Genomic DNA, 14,156 nt, shown 5'->3' with positions numbered 1-14,156 from the left:
AATAAGCCAGATGCGCGTAAAAACCTTTTGTTTGCTATTTTTTTTCCAGCTGCTGATTGCTCTTGGTACCCGGGCGCAAGAAGGAAGAACCATGCTAGACTCCTTAGCTCAACGCTTAAAATGCCTCTCCGCAGGGCAACAGCAAACTGCTATCTACCTACGCACCAGTAAAGACATCTATGAATCCGCAGAAGACCTATGGTTTAAAGCCTATGCGGTAGATCGACAGCAGCAGCTACTCACGGCTATCGATCAAACACTTTACATACAACTGGTGCGAAGCAGCAATGACAGCCTGGTTTGGGAAGAATTATATCCCATCAAAAAAGGAACTGCATCGGGGCAAATTTATCTCGACAATTCCCTACCGAATGGAAGCTACTGGCTGTGTGCCTATTCCGCTCACTCATTCGATAAAAGCAACCCCGAATTTTTCGATGTACGGAAAATTGAAATTGTCGGCAATGTAGACACCCTAATAAAACGACGCGGCCGTAGAACCCAAAAAGTGGATACGCAGCAGATCATTCAGTTCCACCTATTTCCCGAGGGTGGACAGCTCTTAGCCGATGTGATCAACAGCGTCGCTTTCAAAGCCCTTACCGCCAATGGGCTACCCTGCAACGTATCCGGAACGTTATTTGAAAACGATAAGCCAATTGCCGCAATCAGCAGTATACATGACGGTATGGGCAGTTTTCTATTTCGTCCTCAACGTGGCAAGCAATATGCGGTACATCTTGCCGCACCTTTTGCTGATAGCGTATACCAGCTGCCACCGATCCAAGAAAAAGGCCTTACCTTCCGATTGCTGGAAAATCGCGACGACAGCCTGTTTTTCATCATCTACAATAAAGAACCGGTTATACAGCCCTTTTACTTCCGTGTACAAACCAGGGGGCTACCATCCATAGCCGCTGCCGGCGAAGTAAAAGACAGTTTAGTATTGAAACTGCCCCTGGCAGATGCACCTGCAGGAATTTCCGAGGCAACCCTTTTTGATCGTCATTTACGGCCGCTGGCCGAGCGCTTAATTTATCTTAAACTGAACCGGCAACTTGTCATTCAAACAAGGCTCTCTAAAGAACGCGTCGGTAGGAAAGAAAAAGTGACCCTCCATATTCATACCACAGATCCGAACCACAAACCTGTAATGGCACACCTTGGCGCCGTCATTTACGATCAGCTTTACCACAACCCCACTGATGCAAAAGATATACAGACGCATTATCTTTTAGCCAACAGCTTACGGGGAAAGGTGCATAACCCTAAATACTATTTCGATACCTTGAACACCAACCGATATAAAGCCTTAGACCTTTTACTGCTTACACAAGGATGGCGCTCGTATCAATGGAACGAACAAGCATTGGCTGCAAGGCAAAAAAGTAAATTCCCTTTATTATCAGATAGTATTAAGGGCCAACTTCTCCGTACGAATAAGGGAATAAATAAGCAACAGGCACTCATGATTTTTGATGCTGCACAACGCGACAGCCGATTAATAACAGTAGACGAGCGGGGAAATTTCATCCTATCTCCGGAAGAAATGCACGTAAGCAATCCGATTTATATCAAGCATTTTGGCAAAAAGGAAGATTATACCGTCAAGGTTATAGATCCCTTTATAAGCTTACGAGCGCTGAAACCTTGGCGAAAAGCCGTATATCCGTTCATGGAGAAGCCGATGATCGACAAAAGCAAGGATGATCCTCAGATCACCAGTCTGAGCCGGGGAGGTATAAAACTAGAAGAAGTGGTAATTACCGAAAAAAAAGAGTCCGTTTTTCGTGATAAGTACATCGGCCATCTCGATAGCTTGGCAAAATATCAAAACAATACCGATCGGGCACACGGCGGATGGCTAAACTGCCCGGCCGGTGATGGCGAAGAATTACCCGTTGAAGGCAAAACCTATATCGTCTGGACCGGTCCGAACGCCCCCACCTCCCATCCTTTCGCATTTAATGCATCCAATACCACCCGGATCGTTTACCATTATCCAAAACACACGGAGGAAGAGCTCTTAAAGATGTTCGGTATTACAAAATCTAAAGGGTTTTATCCTCATAAAACTTTCTATGAACCGATTTATGACTATCCTGAAGATACACTCGGCGATTATCGGAATACACTGCTATGGAAACCCGATATAATTACCGATAAAAACGGTGATGCCAAGCTTGAGTTCTTTTCGTCAGATATTAATAGTCTTTTTTTTGGCATGGTTGAAGGGATCGACGAAAGTGGTGCTCTCGGTAAGTCAGCGTTCTATCTTTCTGTATCGCAATAAACCTTCACCCGTTCATCTAGTTTATCGGATCAACAGGCGGTTGTTCAGAAACCAGCATCAATTATGCAAATTCAAAATTTATTCCGTGTAATTTCAAAGTTTAGTTCATGTAAATTCAAAATTAATCTTATGTATTTTCAAAGTTTGTGCCTGTCTTGACATAAATGAAACGATAAAAAACAATCATAAAACACGCTATGATCAACATCAAAAGCGATAACGTCTGCCAGCTCTTCCATTTACACTACCCCAGTGCCAAAGATTATTACTCTTTTCACAGTTGGCTTCCAAGCCATTAAAACGGCAACCGCCAATTCGGTGAGGAGTTTGTGAAATGAGTAAATTCCCTTCTATTCACTATATTTATCATAGAATTCGAAAACGGACGCAGGCTACCACTATAATGAAAATCACAACGTACATACCTACGGCGCAATTAAAGCCATTTATAAAAGATTATAAAATCATTGAAAGCCAGTACGATACAACCAACCAAGTGGTACCTAATGCCTCATTTGCTTTAGCTTTTCGTCTTAGCGGCCAAATATCATATATTAACAACGACCGCTCCGTCGAATTACCAAACATCGCCTTGTCAGGATTGCGAAAGTCCGTTCGGTTTATCCATTATAAGAAAAACTCAGGCACCCTTATTGTCTCATTCAGTGAACAGGGCTTGTCCGCCTTTTTCAGACAACCGCTTTACGACTTATTTGAGCAGACCGTTCCCTTAGACCATTATATACCACCCGCCACGCTAGCACTTGTGGAAGAGCGCCTAGCCGAAATGAGCAACAACCAATTGAGAATCGCCTGCATGGAGGAATTTTTAATCTCCATACTGATTAACCGTACTCCCGATCTATTGGTAACAGAGGCGATCCATAAAATCCATTCAACAAGGGGAAATATCCGAATAAAGGAGCTTGCTGCGGCTTTATGCATCAGCCAAGACGCCTTCGAAAAGCGGTTTAGAAAAGTAACAGGAGCTTCCCCTAAACAATTTTCGCAGATTATAAAAATGAACGCTATTGTTCATCAACCTAATCCGGCATCGCTTCTTGACCTGGTCTTTGAAAACGGTTATTACGATCAACCCCATTTCAACCGGGATTTCAAGCTATTTACCGGGCAAACACCCACTGATTTTTTCAAATCACCTTCTTTTTGGTAATCAATGATTTTTTACAAGGATTGCTTTTTACAACGCGCCATCTTTGCATAAAAAAAGTATATGAAACTATGTCTATTAGCCGTCTTTGCAGGCCTGACATTGATAAGTTACAGAACTTTCAATCAGTCAGCCCAAGCATTGACGTTAACCGCAAAACACCAGGAAATGAAACAATTCAGTTTATTAGTACGTGTACCCGAAACCTATAGTGAAGCGCAGGTTAAATCGGCAGGTGTGCAATGGAACAATTTGATAGAGCAATGGAAAGCAGCAGGCATATATGTGCTCAGCTTTGCTTTTCCCGGAGAAAGCTACACTGTATCAGGTACCGGAGGGGAAACCGTAAAAAAAGAAAGCGTGCTTTCCGGCAATCTTCGTGTTGTAAGCCAGGTTGTACTACGTGCTGCAAGTATAGAGCAAGCCCTGGAGCTCGCCAAATCCGTCCCGGTTTTGTTATATGGCGGAACGGTAGAAGTACGGGAAATCCCTAAACCCATTCAACCGGCAGGATAAAATCCATAAGCGTGCTATTTTGCACTCTCACAGTGCATTTTTTACTGAAATTTGCACTATTACAGTGCAAAATAGCTATCTTTGTGAAAATTAACTGCTATGGAGAAATTATTGGAATATTTTCATAAGCTTTTACAGGCTATTGATACAAGCTTTCTTCGCTATACCTATGCAGAAATAAATTGGGAAAGCCGAATGATCGGCCTTACCGGACCGCGAGGCGTCGGTAAGACTACGCTCATCCTACAATACATCAAGAAAAATTTGAATCCGGCAGAAGCACTTTATGTTACCGCTGAGGACTTTTATTTTGCCGATCACAAGTTAATAGACTTAGCCGACGCCTTCGTCAAACAGGGGGGAAAACACCTTTTTATAGACGAAATTCATAAATATAAAAACTGGTCAAAAGAGCTCAAGTTAATTTATGACTATTATGCCGAATTGCAAGTTATCTTCACCGGATCTTCCGTATTGGACATTAACAAGGGTGCTTCCGATTTAAGTCGTAGAGCTGTTATGCACCATATGCAGGGGCTATCATTTAGGGAATATTTACAACTCTTTCATCAAATATCCTCGGATGTATACTCTTTGGATGATATTCTGGCGCATCAGGTAAAAATACCGAACTTGAAACATCCGCTCAAATTCTTTGCTCAGTACTTAAGAAGAGGATATTACCCATTTGCATTAGAAGGCGATTTTGACATACGGTTGCAACAGATAATCAATCAAACGTTAGAATCTGATATTCCTTTGTTTGCTGATATGAACGTGGCAACCGGACGGAAAATGAAACAGCTTTTAGCCATCATCGCCAAGAGCGTTCCTTTCAAACCCAATTTTTCCAACATTGCAACTATGCTCTCTGCAAGCAGAAACAATATCGCTGATTATTGCCTATATATAGAAGAAGCAGGAATGATTGCCCAATTGCGGGACGACACCGGGGGGATAAGAGGCTTAGGTAAGGTTGATAAAATATACCTGGATAATACCAATCTCATTTATAGTTTAGCTGAAAGCTCCCCGAACATTGGGAATATTCGGGAAACGTTTTTTTTTAATCAACTACGGGTCAAACATGAAGTCATAGCTTCAACCGTGGGTGACTTTCAGATCGGTGATATGGTCTTCGAAATCGGAGGAAAAACAAAAAGTCAAAAACAGCTACAAGGTGTTAAAAACGGTTATGTTGTAAAAGACGATATCGAATCCGGATTTTTAAACACCATTCCGCTTTGGCAACTTGGAATGACGTATTAACGATACAAAGGTGCAGCGATACAAGTGCACAGATATATCAGATCGCTGTTTTCCGTTGACAAATAGATTTATCGCTATCCGTTATAGATTGCCGCTTTTTAGTCTATTTCTATGGCAACCTTTCCAATATAACCGCCTTGTTCAGCGTACTGATAAGCTTCTTTATAACGGGCAAATGGAAACACTTTACTGACCTCAATCTTAAGCCCGTTCCGTAATGCATTTAGCAGCACACCCGTGTATTTTGTGGACGGCCTTGAGAGTATTACCAGATGCTTTTTGGTCGTAAACAGGTTTTTGAAAATCGAGGCCGGAATTTCAATTGCCTTTGGTGTAGGGTTAAGAAAAAGGGCTTTAGCTTTCATTATTTCTTTGGCCTTTTTGTATCCCATTTTGCCTGATAAATCAATAACGATGTCAAAAGCTGCTTTATGAGAAAAGATATCTTCCTTCGTGTAATCTATCACCGAATTCGCTCCCCAGCTTTTTGCGAACGCTACACCTTGTGTGCCGGTAACGGCTGTTACGTTGGCACTGTGTTGTTTTAATAATTGAAGTAAAAACATGCCGAAGCCACCGGTAGCGCCGTTTACCAAAATCGTTGTCTGAGCATGGATGTTACCCATTTTTTCAATTGCGGTAGCAGCCGCAGTCCCAACCACGGGAATAGAAGCCGCTTGCTGAAAGTCAATATCAGCAGGCTTTTTCCAGACTAACGAAGAGGTAACGGCAACGTATTCAACTGACACACCTTCTTTCATCATGTTTTTAACCACCCCAAAAACTTCATCCCCTTTTTTTATGCCGACAACAGAAGATCCAATCTCTTCAACAATACCGGCAAAATCAGCACCTGCGTACTTTGGAAATTTCGAGCCGGACATCAAAGTCATTTCTCCTTTTCTAATTTTCCAATCCATAGGATTGATAGAAAAAGCTTTCACTTTCACCAATACCTGATCCGCATTAATAGTAGGTCTGGGTTGTTCGACAGTTTGCAGAACGTCTGTAGTTCCGAATTTTTTATACACTATTGCTTTCATGATATTATTTTTATTGTTTAAAAATGATATCACAAAGTTGCGAACAAGCGCATCGCCAAACTTGTATCAGATCACTGTTTTGACCAAGGCGACAATATTTTTATCAGTAAGGAGGAGAGCAGGGCGGGAAACAAGAGCGATGCAGTAAAATCAGTAAATTGCAATCAAATCGCTATTATGCTTTAGCGCTTTAGGTGGCATTCCGAACATTTCGTACATATACTTATTAAATTGTGGGAGGTCATAAAAGCCGGTGTCATATGCAATATCCGTAAGACTTCTTGCTTTATCAGAAAGAATAAGATAAATCGCTTCGCGTAACCGTGTCCATAACAAATACTTGGATAAGCTGCTACCGGTTTGTGCTTTGAATAACGAAGCCAAACGCGACGGGGAAAGGAAGACCATATCGGAAAATGTCTGTGGCGTTATGTTCTGCTCAAAATAATTAACCTTGATGTATTCTATGATTTTTATGACCCTTTCATCATATTTGGCATTAGGTAAGGTCGCGAGCAAGGCATCTACCACTTTATTAACGTCCAAACTTTCTTTAGGTGTTTGAAAGAACAGATTTGTTTCCGCTAGTGAGTCGAAAACAATATAATCCCGACCTTCCTTCAACCTACGTGCCAGTTCTAAACCAATGTTTGAGTAGGCCTCAATATTTAATACACTCAATGTTCCTTTTTCTGCAACGCAGAAATGCGAAACATGAGGTTTTATCAAAAAACCGTGAATTTGTTCATAATGTATTCCGCCGATCGTTGAATTAAACGGCGTATCATCCGATAAAACGATTTGATACGCGGCATGATGATGAATTTCAACCGATAGGTTGCGGGCTTTCAGGGCAAGAAGGAACGGATTATGGTTCTGTCTTTTCATATCACTTCCTTTGTGTTGATGTCAACTGCACGGAAGTTACAAATTTTTCCACTACGGTTCCAAGGTTATAGCCGGTTCATTTTCAATCAATCCACCCTAAAACATTTACCCCTAATTTCGGTTTCTTTTTATATCTTTTTAAAAAGTTAAGTTACGAAAAAAGAATCCTAAGAAGAATACGGGAAGTAAATTCTTCAGAACAGTATGAGGTTAAGTATCTTGCAGAAAAGCCGGCTGTAAGTGTTTAGGCTGACGGAGACATAGGCATTTAAATTAGCACTATATGAAATCAGGCATCGAGATTATCGAAAAAGACAAGGGACAAATTTTAGGAGTAGCAGGTGGCAATTACCGCATCATTGTACCCGGAGATAAAACGGATAATAAATATGCAGTCATTGAGATGATTGTCCCACCCGGAGGCGGACCTCCGCCCCATTCGCATCCCGATACACACGAAACCTTTTATGTATTGGAAGGAGAAGTTGAATTTCAGACGGAACAGGGGAAATCCATAGTGGGTGCCGGAGGCTTTATAACCATCCCACTTGGAGGAGCTATTCATTGTTTTACGAATACCTCCAGCACTGTGGCCAAGCTACTTTGTACCGTCATGCCCGCCGGTTTGGAAAAAGTTTTCGAACTAGTCGGTGTTCCGGTGGGTAGCGGTGAATTTGCCCCCATTCCGGAACTTACAGACGAACGTCGGGAACTGATGGCACAAATCGACAAGCAATTTGGTCAAAAGACCTATCCCAAAGGGTATCTCGATTAAAGTAGTTACAAAATTAATCTTTAGAATTAGTCTATTAGAATTGGTCCATACAGGTACTCATCCTGATTTATTTTAAACAACAACGTACGGAACATTTTCACATCTTCTCAACTTATTTATTAACGTCTCATCCTATAAAGCCATCTTGCCCCACCCGTCGGAGCCCCGTTTGCACCAACGTTGATCATCCGAAATGGCCTAGGCTTGCGGACGAAGCAATCGGCAGCCTAGCTTGTCCCTAAACATATTTTCACGCGAAGCTAACGTCATAAAGCAAAAGACAAACGAAGCCATAGCCATTGCCGGGCGTGTCTCCTTTTGCGAATGGACAAGCGGCAACGAATTGCAAGGGAGTGAGCCAGCCAGAGCTTTCTTTGCTATCTTTCTTTCGCGGGGAAAGAAAGTAGATGAAATTAAGGCTTCATCTCATGAGGTCGTGTTTGTTTTAATCTTTAGAATTCAGCCCGTTGCATTTGCAAAAAAAGAGCTATTCTCGTATTTCTGTATATATGGAAGCGCTGGAAATAAAAGTCCCTGACAACAAAACAGCTTTAGTAAAAGCATATTAAAAAGAACTTGGGGAAATCGTCAAGTTGATACAACATCAAACAACATACTTGAATTTTGGATCCCTTTTTATAGCCTTTTCAAGTTCCAGTTGATTTTGCTGTCCCCACCTTTCTATAGTATAAATGAGCGGTAATAAATTTTCTCCAAGTGACGTAAGCTTATATTCCACCTTACTGATCTTGTTATCATATATCTTCTTTGTAAGAAAACCATGCAACACCAATTCTTGCAATTGCTTATTCATTACCCGTCTGTCTGCTTTTGGAATCACGCGTTGGAGCTCACTTGGGCGTTTAAATCCTTGAGAAATATAATGGACAAGCATCATCTTCCACTTTCCGCTCAGGATTTCTTTAAAAAAATGCAATCCACATTCCAGATTTAACGGACTTTTCTTCTGATACATATAAATCTATTTGTATAGCAAATTTACTTATTAAATCCTTCCTTGAAAGATACGCATAAAATAGTGCGTCATTGCCGCTCTCTTAGGACCTACTTACTTTTGTATAAACTTAATTATTTAATATGTTAAAATTCACTTTTTTAGTCCGCAGAGCGGCAGGAATGAGCAGAGAAGATTTTATAGATTACCATCGGAATAAGCATGCTCCTTTGTTTAGCTCCATCCCAGAGGCCAAACAATACGTAAAAAAATACGTCATTTCCCATCCGGTAGCCATCGAGGCCAGTCACCCAAAATTAACAGAACCTTCAAACGTTCTGTCCTATGACGCCGTTACCGACATTTACTTCGATAGCCTAGCAGATTTCGATAATTTTTTTACCAGTGAAAATTATAAACAAAAAGTGCAGCCAGACGAGCTCAACTTTCTTGATCTGACTGACGCAAAAATGGTTGTCCTCGATGAAAAGACCATTATCAGCTAAGGTGATAATTATACTGACTTGGCCACTTATTCGTTAAAAACGAGCAAGTGGCTCAGCTCTCAGACCTATAATACAGTTATATGGCCTAGGCTTGCGGACGCAGCAATCGGCAGCCTGACTTGTCCCTAAACATATTTTCACGCGAAGCTAACGTCATAAAGCAAAAGACAAACGAAACCATAGCCATTGCCGGGCGTGTCTCCTTTTGCGAACGGACAAGTGGCAACGAATTGCAAGGTAGTAAGCCAGCCAGAGCTTTCTTTGCTATCTTTCTTTCGCGGGGAAAGAAAGTAGACGGAATTAAAGCTTCATCTCATGAGGTCGTGTTTGTTTTAATCTTTAGAATTCAGCTCGTTGCATTTGCAAAAAAAGAGCTATTCTCGTATTTTTGTATGTATGGAAACGCTTGAAATAAAAGTCCCTGACAACAAAACAGCTTTAGTAAAAGCATATTTAAAAGAACTTGGGGTGATCGTCAAAGTAAAAAAGGTAAGCAAGGAACCCAATGCTGAAACTGTTGCTGCGATGAACGAATTAAAAGCAGGCAAAGGAAAAAAATTCAATAATGTAGATGAATTATTTGATAGCATATGATTTAACCTAATGTTTAAAATCGTTACCTCAACCAAATTTCTAAAAGACCTAAAACTACTCAAAAAGCGATCAACCAAAGATTTAGAGCTATTACAGGAACTAATCAGCGTATTAGCTGAAAACGGGCATAAAGGCCTTTCCAAAAAGCATAGGCCACACAAGCTTAGTGGTAATTACAAGGGTTATTGGGAGTGCCATGTAAAATCGGATTTACTTCTAATCTGGGCCGAAGACGAAAAAATTAGTCTTTTAGAATTGGTCCGTACAGGTACTCATTCTGATTTATTTTAAACAACAACGTACGGAACATTTTCACATCTTCTCAACTTATTTATTAACGTCTCATCCTATAAAGCCATCTTGCCCCACCCGTCAGAGCCCCGTTTGCACCGACGTTGATAAATACTAAATGGCCTAGGCTTGCGGACGAAGCAATCGGCAGCCCAGCTTGTCCCTAAACATATTTTCACGCGAAGCTAACGTCATCAAGCAAAAGACGAACGAAGGGATAGCCATTACCGGGCGTGTCTCCTTTTGCGAACGGACAAGTGGCCACGAATTGCAAGGGAGTAAGCCAGCCAGAGCTTTCTTTGCTATCTTTCTTTCGCGGGGAAAGAAAGTAGACGAAATTAAAGCTTCATCTCATGAGGTCGTGTTTGTTTTAATCTTTAGAATTCAGCTCGTTGCATTTGCAAAAAAAGAGCTATTCTCGTATTTCTGTATATTCTGTTAAGGATGAGCTTCAATACCGGTATTTTTTCATCCACGGTTCAAACATAAAAGCACACTGAGCAATGCAACGATTTTTGAACCATCTTGCCCCTCATTGATTTCCATTGACCCTATTTGACCTAGATCTATTGTTCTTTTATGCCGGTTAAAGTGATAAGTTACCATCTCTTATCCTTAAGCAGCCTCCTACGCTACCTTCTGGGTAAACAAAAGGTACACCCGAGGTAAAGGAAGGGTATAGTTTAGGTAACTATAAGGTAAACAAAAGGTAAGCGAAGGGTAATCAAAAACTAAGGCAATACTAAAGTCATCAAAGAAAAAAAGGACGAAAAACGACACTAGCATGGCCAAATGGAAGAAGTGGGTTATTACCTTTGCAGGTACGATGGAAAATAAAGACAATAACGGTGCGCTTATTTGGCTTATATGCCAACAGATTTCGGTCAGTACCTGTAAGTAAAGGTCACACATCTAAAAAACTTGATCTTTACCGGGAATGGCCCCGTTGCTTATGTGGCAACTCCTTAAGCAACGCTAAATTATATGGATGGCAGTTTCTGCCAATTATAGGAACAGCCACGTTTAAAAGAAAGGGCAAGATTAAATCTTGCCTTTTCTTTTACTCTCCCAGAGTGCTTGTTGTAAATCCTCTTTATAGAACACATCCCCACCACCCAAACGCATAGGTTTTAACAAGCCTTCCCTCACGCGCCTTTTATAGGTACTATCACTGATATTAAGATAAGCAAGTACCTCCTGTTTCGTCATGAGCGTGGAGTCAGCATTATGCTTAGAGCCATAACTCATGCTCTGCTCCTTCAAGTGTTGCATAATTCGCAACTGTTCATCAGCGATTTCAACTAAGGTTTGTAAAGCTTGTCGCTCGGCAAGCACATTAATAGATTGGCGAATTAACTCTAGCAATTGAATGATACGATCGAATTGTGTCATGTTTTAGCTGTTTAGGCCGGTATATTGGTTTGGACCCAGTATCCAAGCAGCAAAATCATTAAACTCAATTGAATACTCCCGTATTACCGGTAGGTTAATAATGGCGACCAATTTAATAATTATAAAATTAAAACGCAGTCAAATCAAAAAAGTGAACAAAATGAGCTAGGATGACATCGGCGTTTTGCGCAAGGCATACAACTTCGCTTCGAAGGATTTCCGAAAATTTCGGTTCAGCCTATACTTATCCATCGTCAAAAACTCACTTCTCCCTTCCTTTTCCAGCGTCTTATCCACATCAGATTCGAGATATTGCAATACCTTTAACGCTGTCGGTTTATACCGTATCTCGCTAAAGTTCTCGTTTTCATAAACTGTAAGCGCCACTTGCCGCAGGTTAATGATGCACCAGCGATTACTTTTGGCAAAAAAACGGAGATCCAACATCGCTAACATTTCATTCAAGGTGTTATCTATCTGAATAACCTTTCCCGTTTTCAGCAAAATGACCCCTACCTTATCCCAGCGTATAATACAGATAATGTCTTTGGTAACAACCACCGTTTTCCTTCTGCCATTGTTTACGGTGATCTCGTTGTGATAGCCCTGCCTTTTGGCCCGGTTCGCATCGAGTAATCGGTTCCGCCTAGCCGATCTTCGCCTTTCTATCCTATACAAGTACCAAAACATGTAACCCATGTTAAGCCCGGTAATAACCGACGTCGCCATGGGAAATTCAATCTGAAAATACTTCCGTTTGAAAATGTTTTTACCGTAGGCAGCATAATAAATACTGTAATAAGTTGCTAAAAATAAACAGGGTATCAATACACCGTAGCAGAATTGCTTCTTGATACGTGCCGACTGATAACCTCTCCGATGGAATTTTAGATCCAGCACATAACTCAGGCCTTGTATATAAAAAGCGATTATCAGTGCCGGCAAAAAACTCCAGGCAGCGGCTATCAAAAAGCGTTCATTCTGTAAAGCTTCCCAAGGCGAACGGGACTGTTGCATGTAGGTGAAAAACAGCGCAGCTAATAAGGCTATGGGCGGTAAACATAACCAAGGCAAATAGGTAACAGCTTTCTTTCCTTTCCATAAAAACACCGCCAGTTGCTTGTTCGTGTTCATGTAAGGCTAAATTTCGGTTTTTAAAAAGTGAAATTATAAACATAAGAATAAATAATAAAACAGCCAAGAAAGCACTATAAAGGCCGAAATCCTGTAACTCGCGAGTTACAGTAAAAAAATAATCATTTTACACCTAATTTTACCGGCAAAGGTTGGCCAACCCATTTATTAACACAAAATCTTTTTACAATGACAAGAAAAACTTTCAACAATGAAGGAGTACAACTCCTCTTAGCCGACATTTACCAACTACCCATTGCTGACTATCAAGAGGAGTTGTATAGCATACAATCCGACTTCCGCACTTGGTTATTTTTACATTTTGATTTTACCGATCGGCAAGCCTCCTATCTTCACCAACTCAATACAGACTACCTCTACCTGTTAGGTCAAGAAGTGAGCAAAGCTATAGAGAACCAAAGCCCCATCATGTTGCAGAAGCAGGAACCGGCAGATGATGACGGAGGAGAGGGCAAAGTAATTGAAACCAATTACGTGCGGCAAAGCTCCTTCAATCTTGATGATGGTTTACGCAGCATTTCCAGCCTAATCATTAATATCCGTTATGATCGGGATTAAGATGCATGCATAACTAAGGCTCCCGCCGTCTACCGCTGTTTTGGACCCCAGCGTAGCGGCGGATTGCCGATTAACCTTAGAAAACGATATGGAGAGATTTTTTACTTTTTGGTCGCATTATATGGACATTCCTCCCGACGCACGAGAATATATATTTGATCACGCGCGGATTAATCGTTACAGGCCAAAAGTTTTCAGCTATCCGGATGATCCAAAACCCTATTGGTGTTTTGTTCTTGATGGTTTGGCCGCCAATGTTTACGATACGGTCAATCGACATGGAATTATTCGTTATCTGATCACTCCTAACGCCCATTTTACCGGCACAGAACATCCCTTTACTAAAAAAGGAGGCGATATTTACATCGAGCTGCTAAAACCCACCACCCTATTTATGTTGCGAAACAACTTTGCCTTGGAAGCACAACAACGCTTTCCGGCTGTGTCAGAATTATTTCACATACTGAAACAACATCAAATCAATAATCTACGCAAGCATCTACAGGTTTTTCAGCAAAGGCGAATCGTTGACAAATACCGTTATATGGCAGAACAATTACCAGACGTAATAAAACACACAAACAATAGACAGCAAGCCCGATTTTTGCAAATCAGCGAGAGTTCACTTTACGAAGCAAAAAAAAGCTATCTTTTTGAGTCGCTCCGACACAAATAATATCATTTTCTCCAATAGCTCCGGAGACTTTTTCTTCATACCGTACATTACTTTTGAAGTATTAAACCAATAAG

The 14,156-nt window shown here is 41.1% G+C and carries 15 protein-coding genes; 10 read left to right on the top strand and 5 right to left on the bottom strand.

Features of this window, described 5'->3' with window-relative positions; genetic code table 11:
- Positions 1-31 precede the first annotated feature (31 nt).
- From M1D52_RS02560 to M1D52_RS02545, 4 genes are all read left to right on the top strand, one after another.
- Positions 32-2,293: a hypothetical protein gene (locus tag M1D52_RS02560; RefSeq protein ID WP_437393832.1), complete on the top strand. Its 2,262-nt coding sequence runs from the start codon at positions 32-34 to the stop codon at positions 2,291-2,293.
- Positions 2,294-2,696: 403 nt separating this feature from the next.
- The gene (locus M1D52_RS02555) at positions 2,697-3,467 is read left to right on the top strand and encodes a helix-turn-helix domain-containing protein (RefSeq protein WP_013664150.1); all 771 of its coding nucleotides are present in this window, start codon (positions 2,697-2,699) and stop codon (positions 3,465-3,467) included.
- 60 nt (positions 3,468-3,527) lie between these two features.
- Positions 3,528-3,980 carry a YciI family protein gene (locus M1D52_RS02550; protein WP_437393833.1) on the top strand — a complete coding sequence of 151 codons (453 nt, stop codon included), beginning with the start codon at positions 3,528-3,530 and terminating at the stop codon, positions 3,978-3,980.
- Between the two features lie 99 nt (positions 3,981-4,079).
- Positions 4,080-5,249: an ATP-binding protein gene (locus M1D52_RS02545; protein WP_437393834.1), complete on the top strand. Its 1,170-nt coding sequence runs from the start codon at positions 4,080-4,082 to the stop codon at positions 5,247-5,249.
- Positions 5,250-5,347: 98 nt separating this feature from the next.
- Here M1D52_RS02545 and M1D52_RS02540 read toward each other — a convergent pair whose 3' ends face one another.
- The gene (locus tag M1D52_RS02540) at positions 5,348-6,292 is read right to left on the bottom strand and encodes an NADP-dependent oxidoreductase (RefSeq protein ID WP_437393835.1); all 945 of its coding nucleotides are present in this window, start codon (positions 6,290-6,292) and stop codon (positions 5,348-5,350) included.
- Positions 6,293-6,442: 150 nt separating this feature from the next.
- Positions 6,443-7,180 carry an AraC family transcriptional regulator gene (locus tag M1D52_RS02535; RefSeq protein WP_437393836.1) on the bottom strand — a complete coding sequence of 246 codons (738 nt, stop codon included), beginning with the start codon at positions 7,178-7,180 and terminating at the stop codon, positions 6,443-6,445.
- Positions 7,181-7,463: 283 nt separating this feature from the next.
- On the opposite strand from M1D52_RS02535, the gene M1D52_RS02530 reads away from it, so the two are divergent.
- Positions 7,464-7,955, top strand: coding sequence for a cupin domain-containing protein (locus M1D52_RS02530; RefSeq protein ID WP_437393837.1), 492 nt, complete (start codon positions 7,464-7,466; stop codon positions 7,953-7,955).
- Between the two features lie 604 nt (positions 7,956-8,559).
- On the opposite strand, the gene M1D52_RS02525 is transcribed toward M1D52_RS02530, so the two are convergent.
- Entirely contained in the window at positions 8,560-8,931 is a 372-nt protein-coding gene (locus M1D52_RS02525; protein WP_437393838.1) for a winged helix-turn-helix transcriptional regulator, read from the bottom strand.
- Between the two features lie 122 nt (positions 8,932-9,053).
- On the opposite strand from M1D52_RS02525, the gene M1D52_RS02520 reads away from it, so the two are divergent.
- From M1D52_RS02520 to M1D52_RS02510, 3 genes are all read left to right on the top strand, one after another.
- Entirely contained in the window at positions 9,054-9,416 is a 363-nt protein-coding gene (locus tag M1D52_RS02520; protein WP_149105011.1) for an EthD domain-containing protein, read from the top strand.
- 396 nt (positions 9,417-9,812) lie between these two features.
- Complete coding sequence (locus M1D52_RS02515; protein WP_130855013.1) at positions 9,813-10,010, top strand: hypothetical protein; 198 nt, start codon at positions 9,813-9,815, stop codon at positions 10,008-10,010.
- A 9-nt stretch (positions 10,011-10,019) separates the two neighbouring features.
- The gene (locus M1D52_RS02510) at positions 10,020-10,301 is read left to right on the top strand and encodes a type II toxin-antitoxin system YafQ family toxin (RefSeq protein WP_437393839.1); all 282 of its coding nucleotides are present in this window, start codon (positions 10,020-10,022) and stop codon (positions 10,299-10,301) included.
- Positions 10,302-11,342: 1,041 nt separating this feature from the next.
- On the opposite strand, the gene M1D52_RS02505 is transcribed toward M1D52_RS02510, so the two are convergent.
- Both M1D52_RS02505 and M1D52_RS02500 read right to left on the bottom strand, forming a co-directional pair.
- Positions 11,343-11,693 carry a helix-turn-helix transcriptional regulator gene (locus tag M1D52_RS02505; protein ID WP_149105013.1) on the bottom strand — a complete coding sequence of 117 codons (351 nt, stop codon included), beginning with the start codon at positions 11,691-11,693 and terminating at the stop codon, positions 11,343-11,345.
- A gap of 165 nt (positions 11,694-11,858) precedes the next feature.
- Entirely contained in the window at positions 11,859-12,827 is a 969-nt protein-coding gene (locus tag M1D52_RS02500; RefSeq protein ID WP_437393840.1) for a hypothetical protein, read from the bottom strand.
- A gap of 189 nt (positions 12,828-13,016) precedes the next feature.
- Between M1D52_RS02500 and M1D52_RS02495 the strand changes: the two genes are divergently transcribed.
- Together M1D52_RS02495 and M1D52_RS02490 are read left to right on the top strand one after the other, a co-directional pair.
- Positions 13,017-13,406, top strand: coding sequence for a hypothetical protein (locus M1D52_RS02495; protein ID WP_437393841.1), 390 nt, complete (start codon positions 13,017-13,019; stop codon positions 13,404-13,406).
- Between the two features lie 88 nt (positions 13,407-13,494).
- Entirely contained in the window at positions 13,495-14,082 is a 588-nt protein-coding gene (locus M1D52_RS02490; protein WP_149105016.1) for a cyclic nucleotide-binding domain-containing protein, read from the top strand.
- The last annotated feature ends 74 nt before the right edge of the window (positions 14,083-14,156 follow it).

It is taken from the genome of Olivibacter sp. SA151, from assembly GCF_054130995.1.
This window is presented reverse-complemented; position numbering and strand designations above follow the sequence as displayed.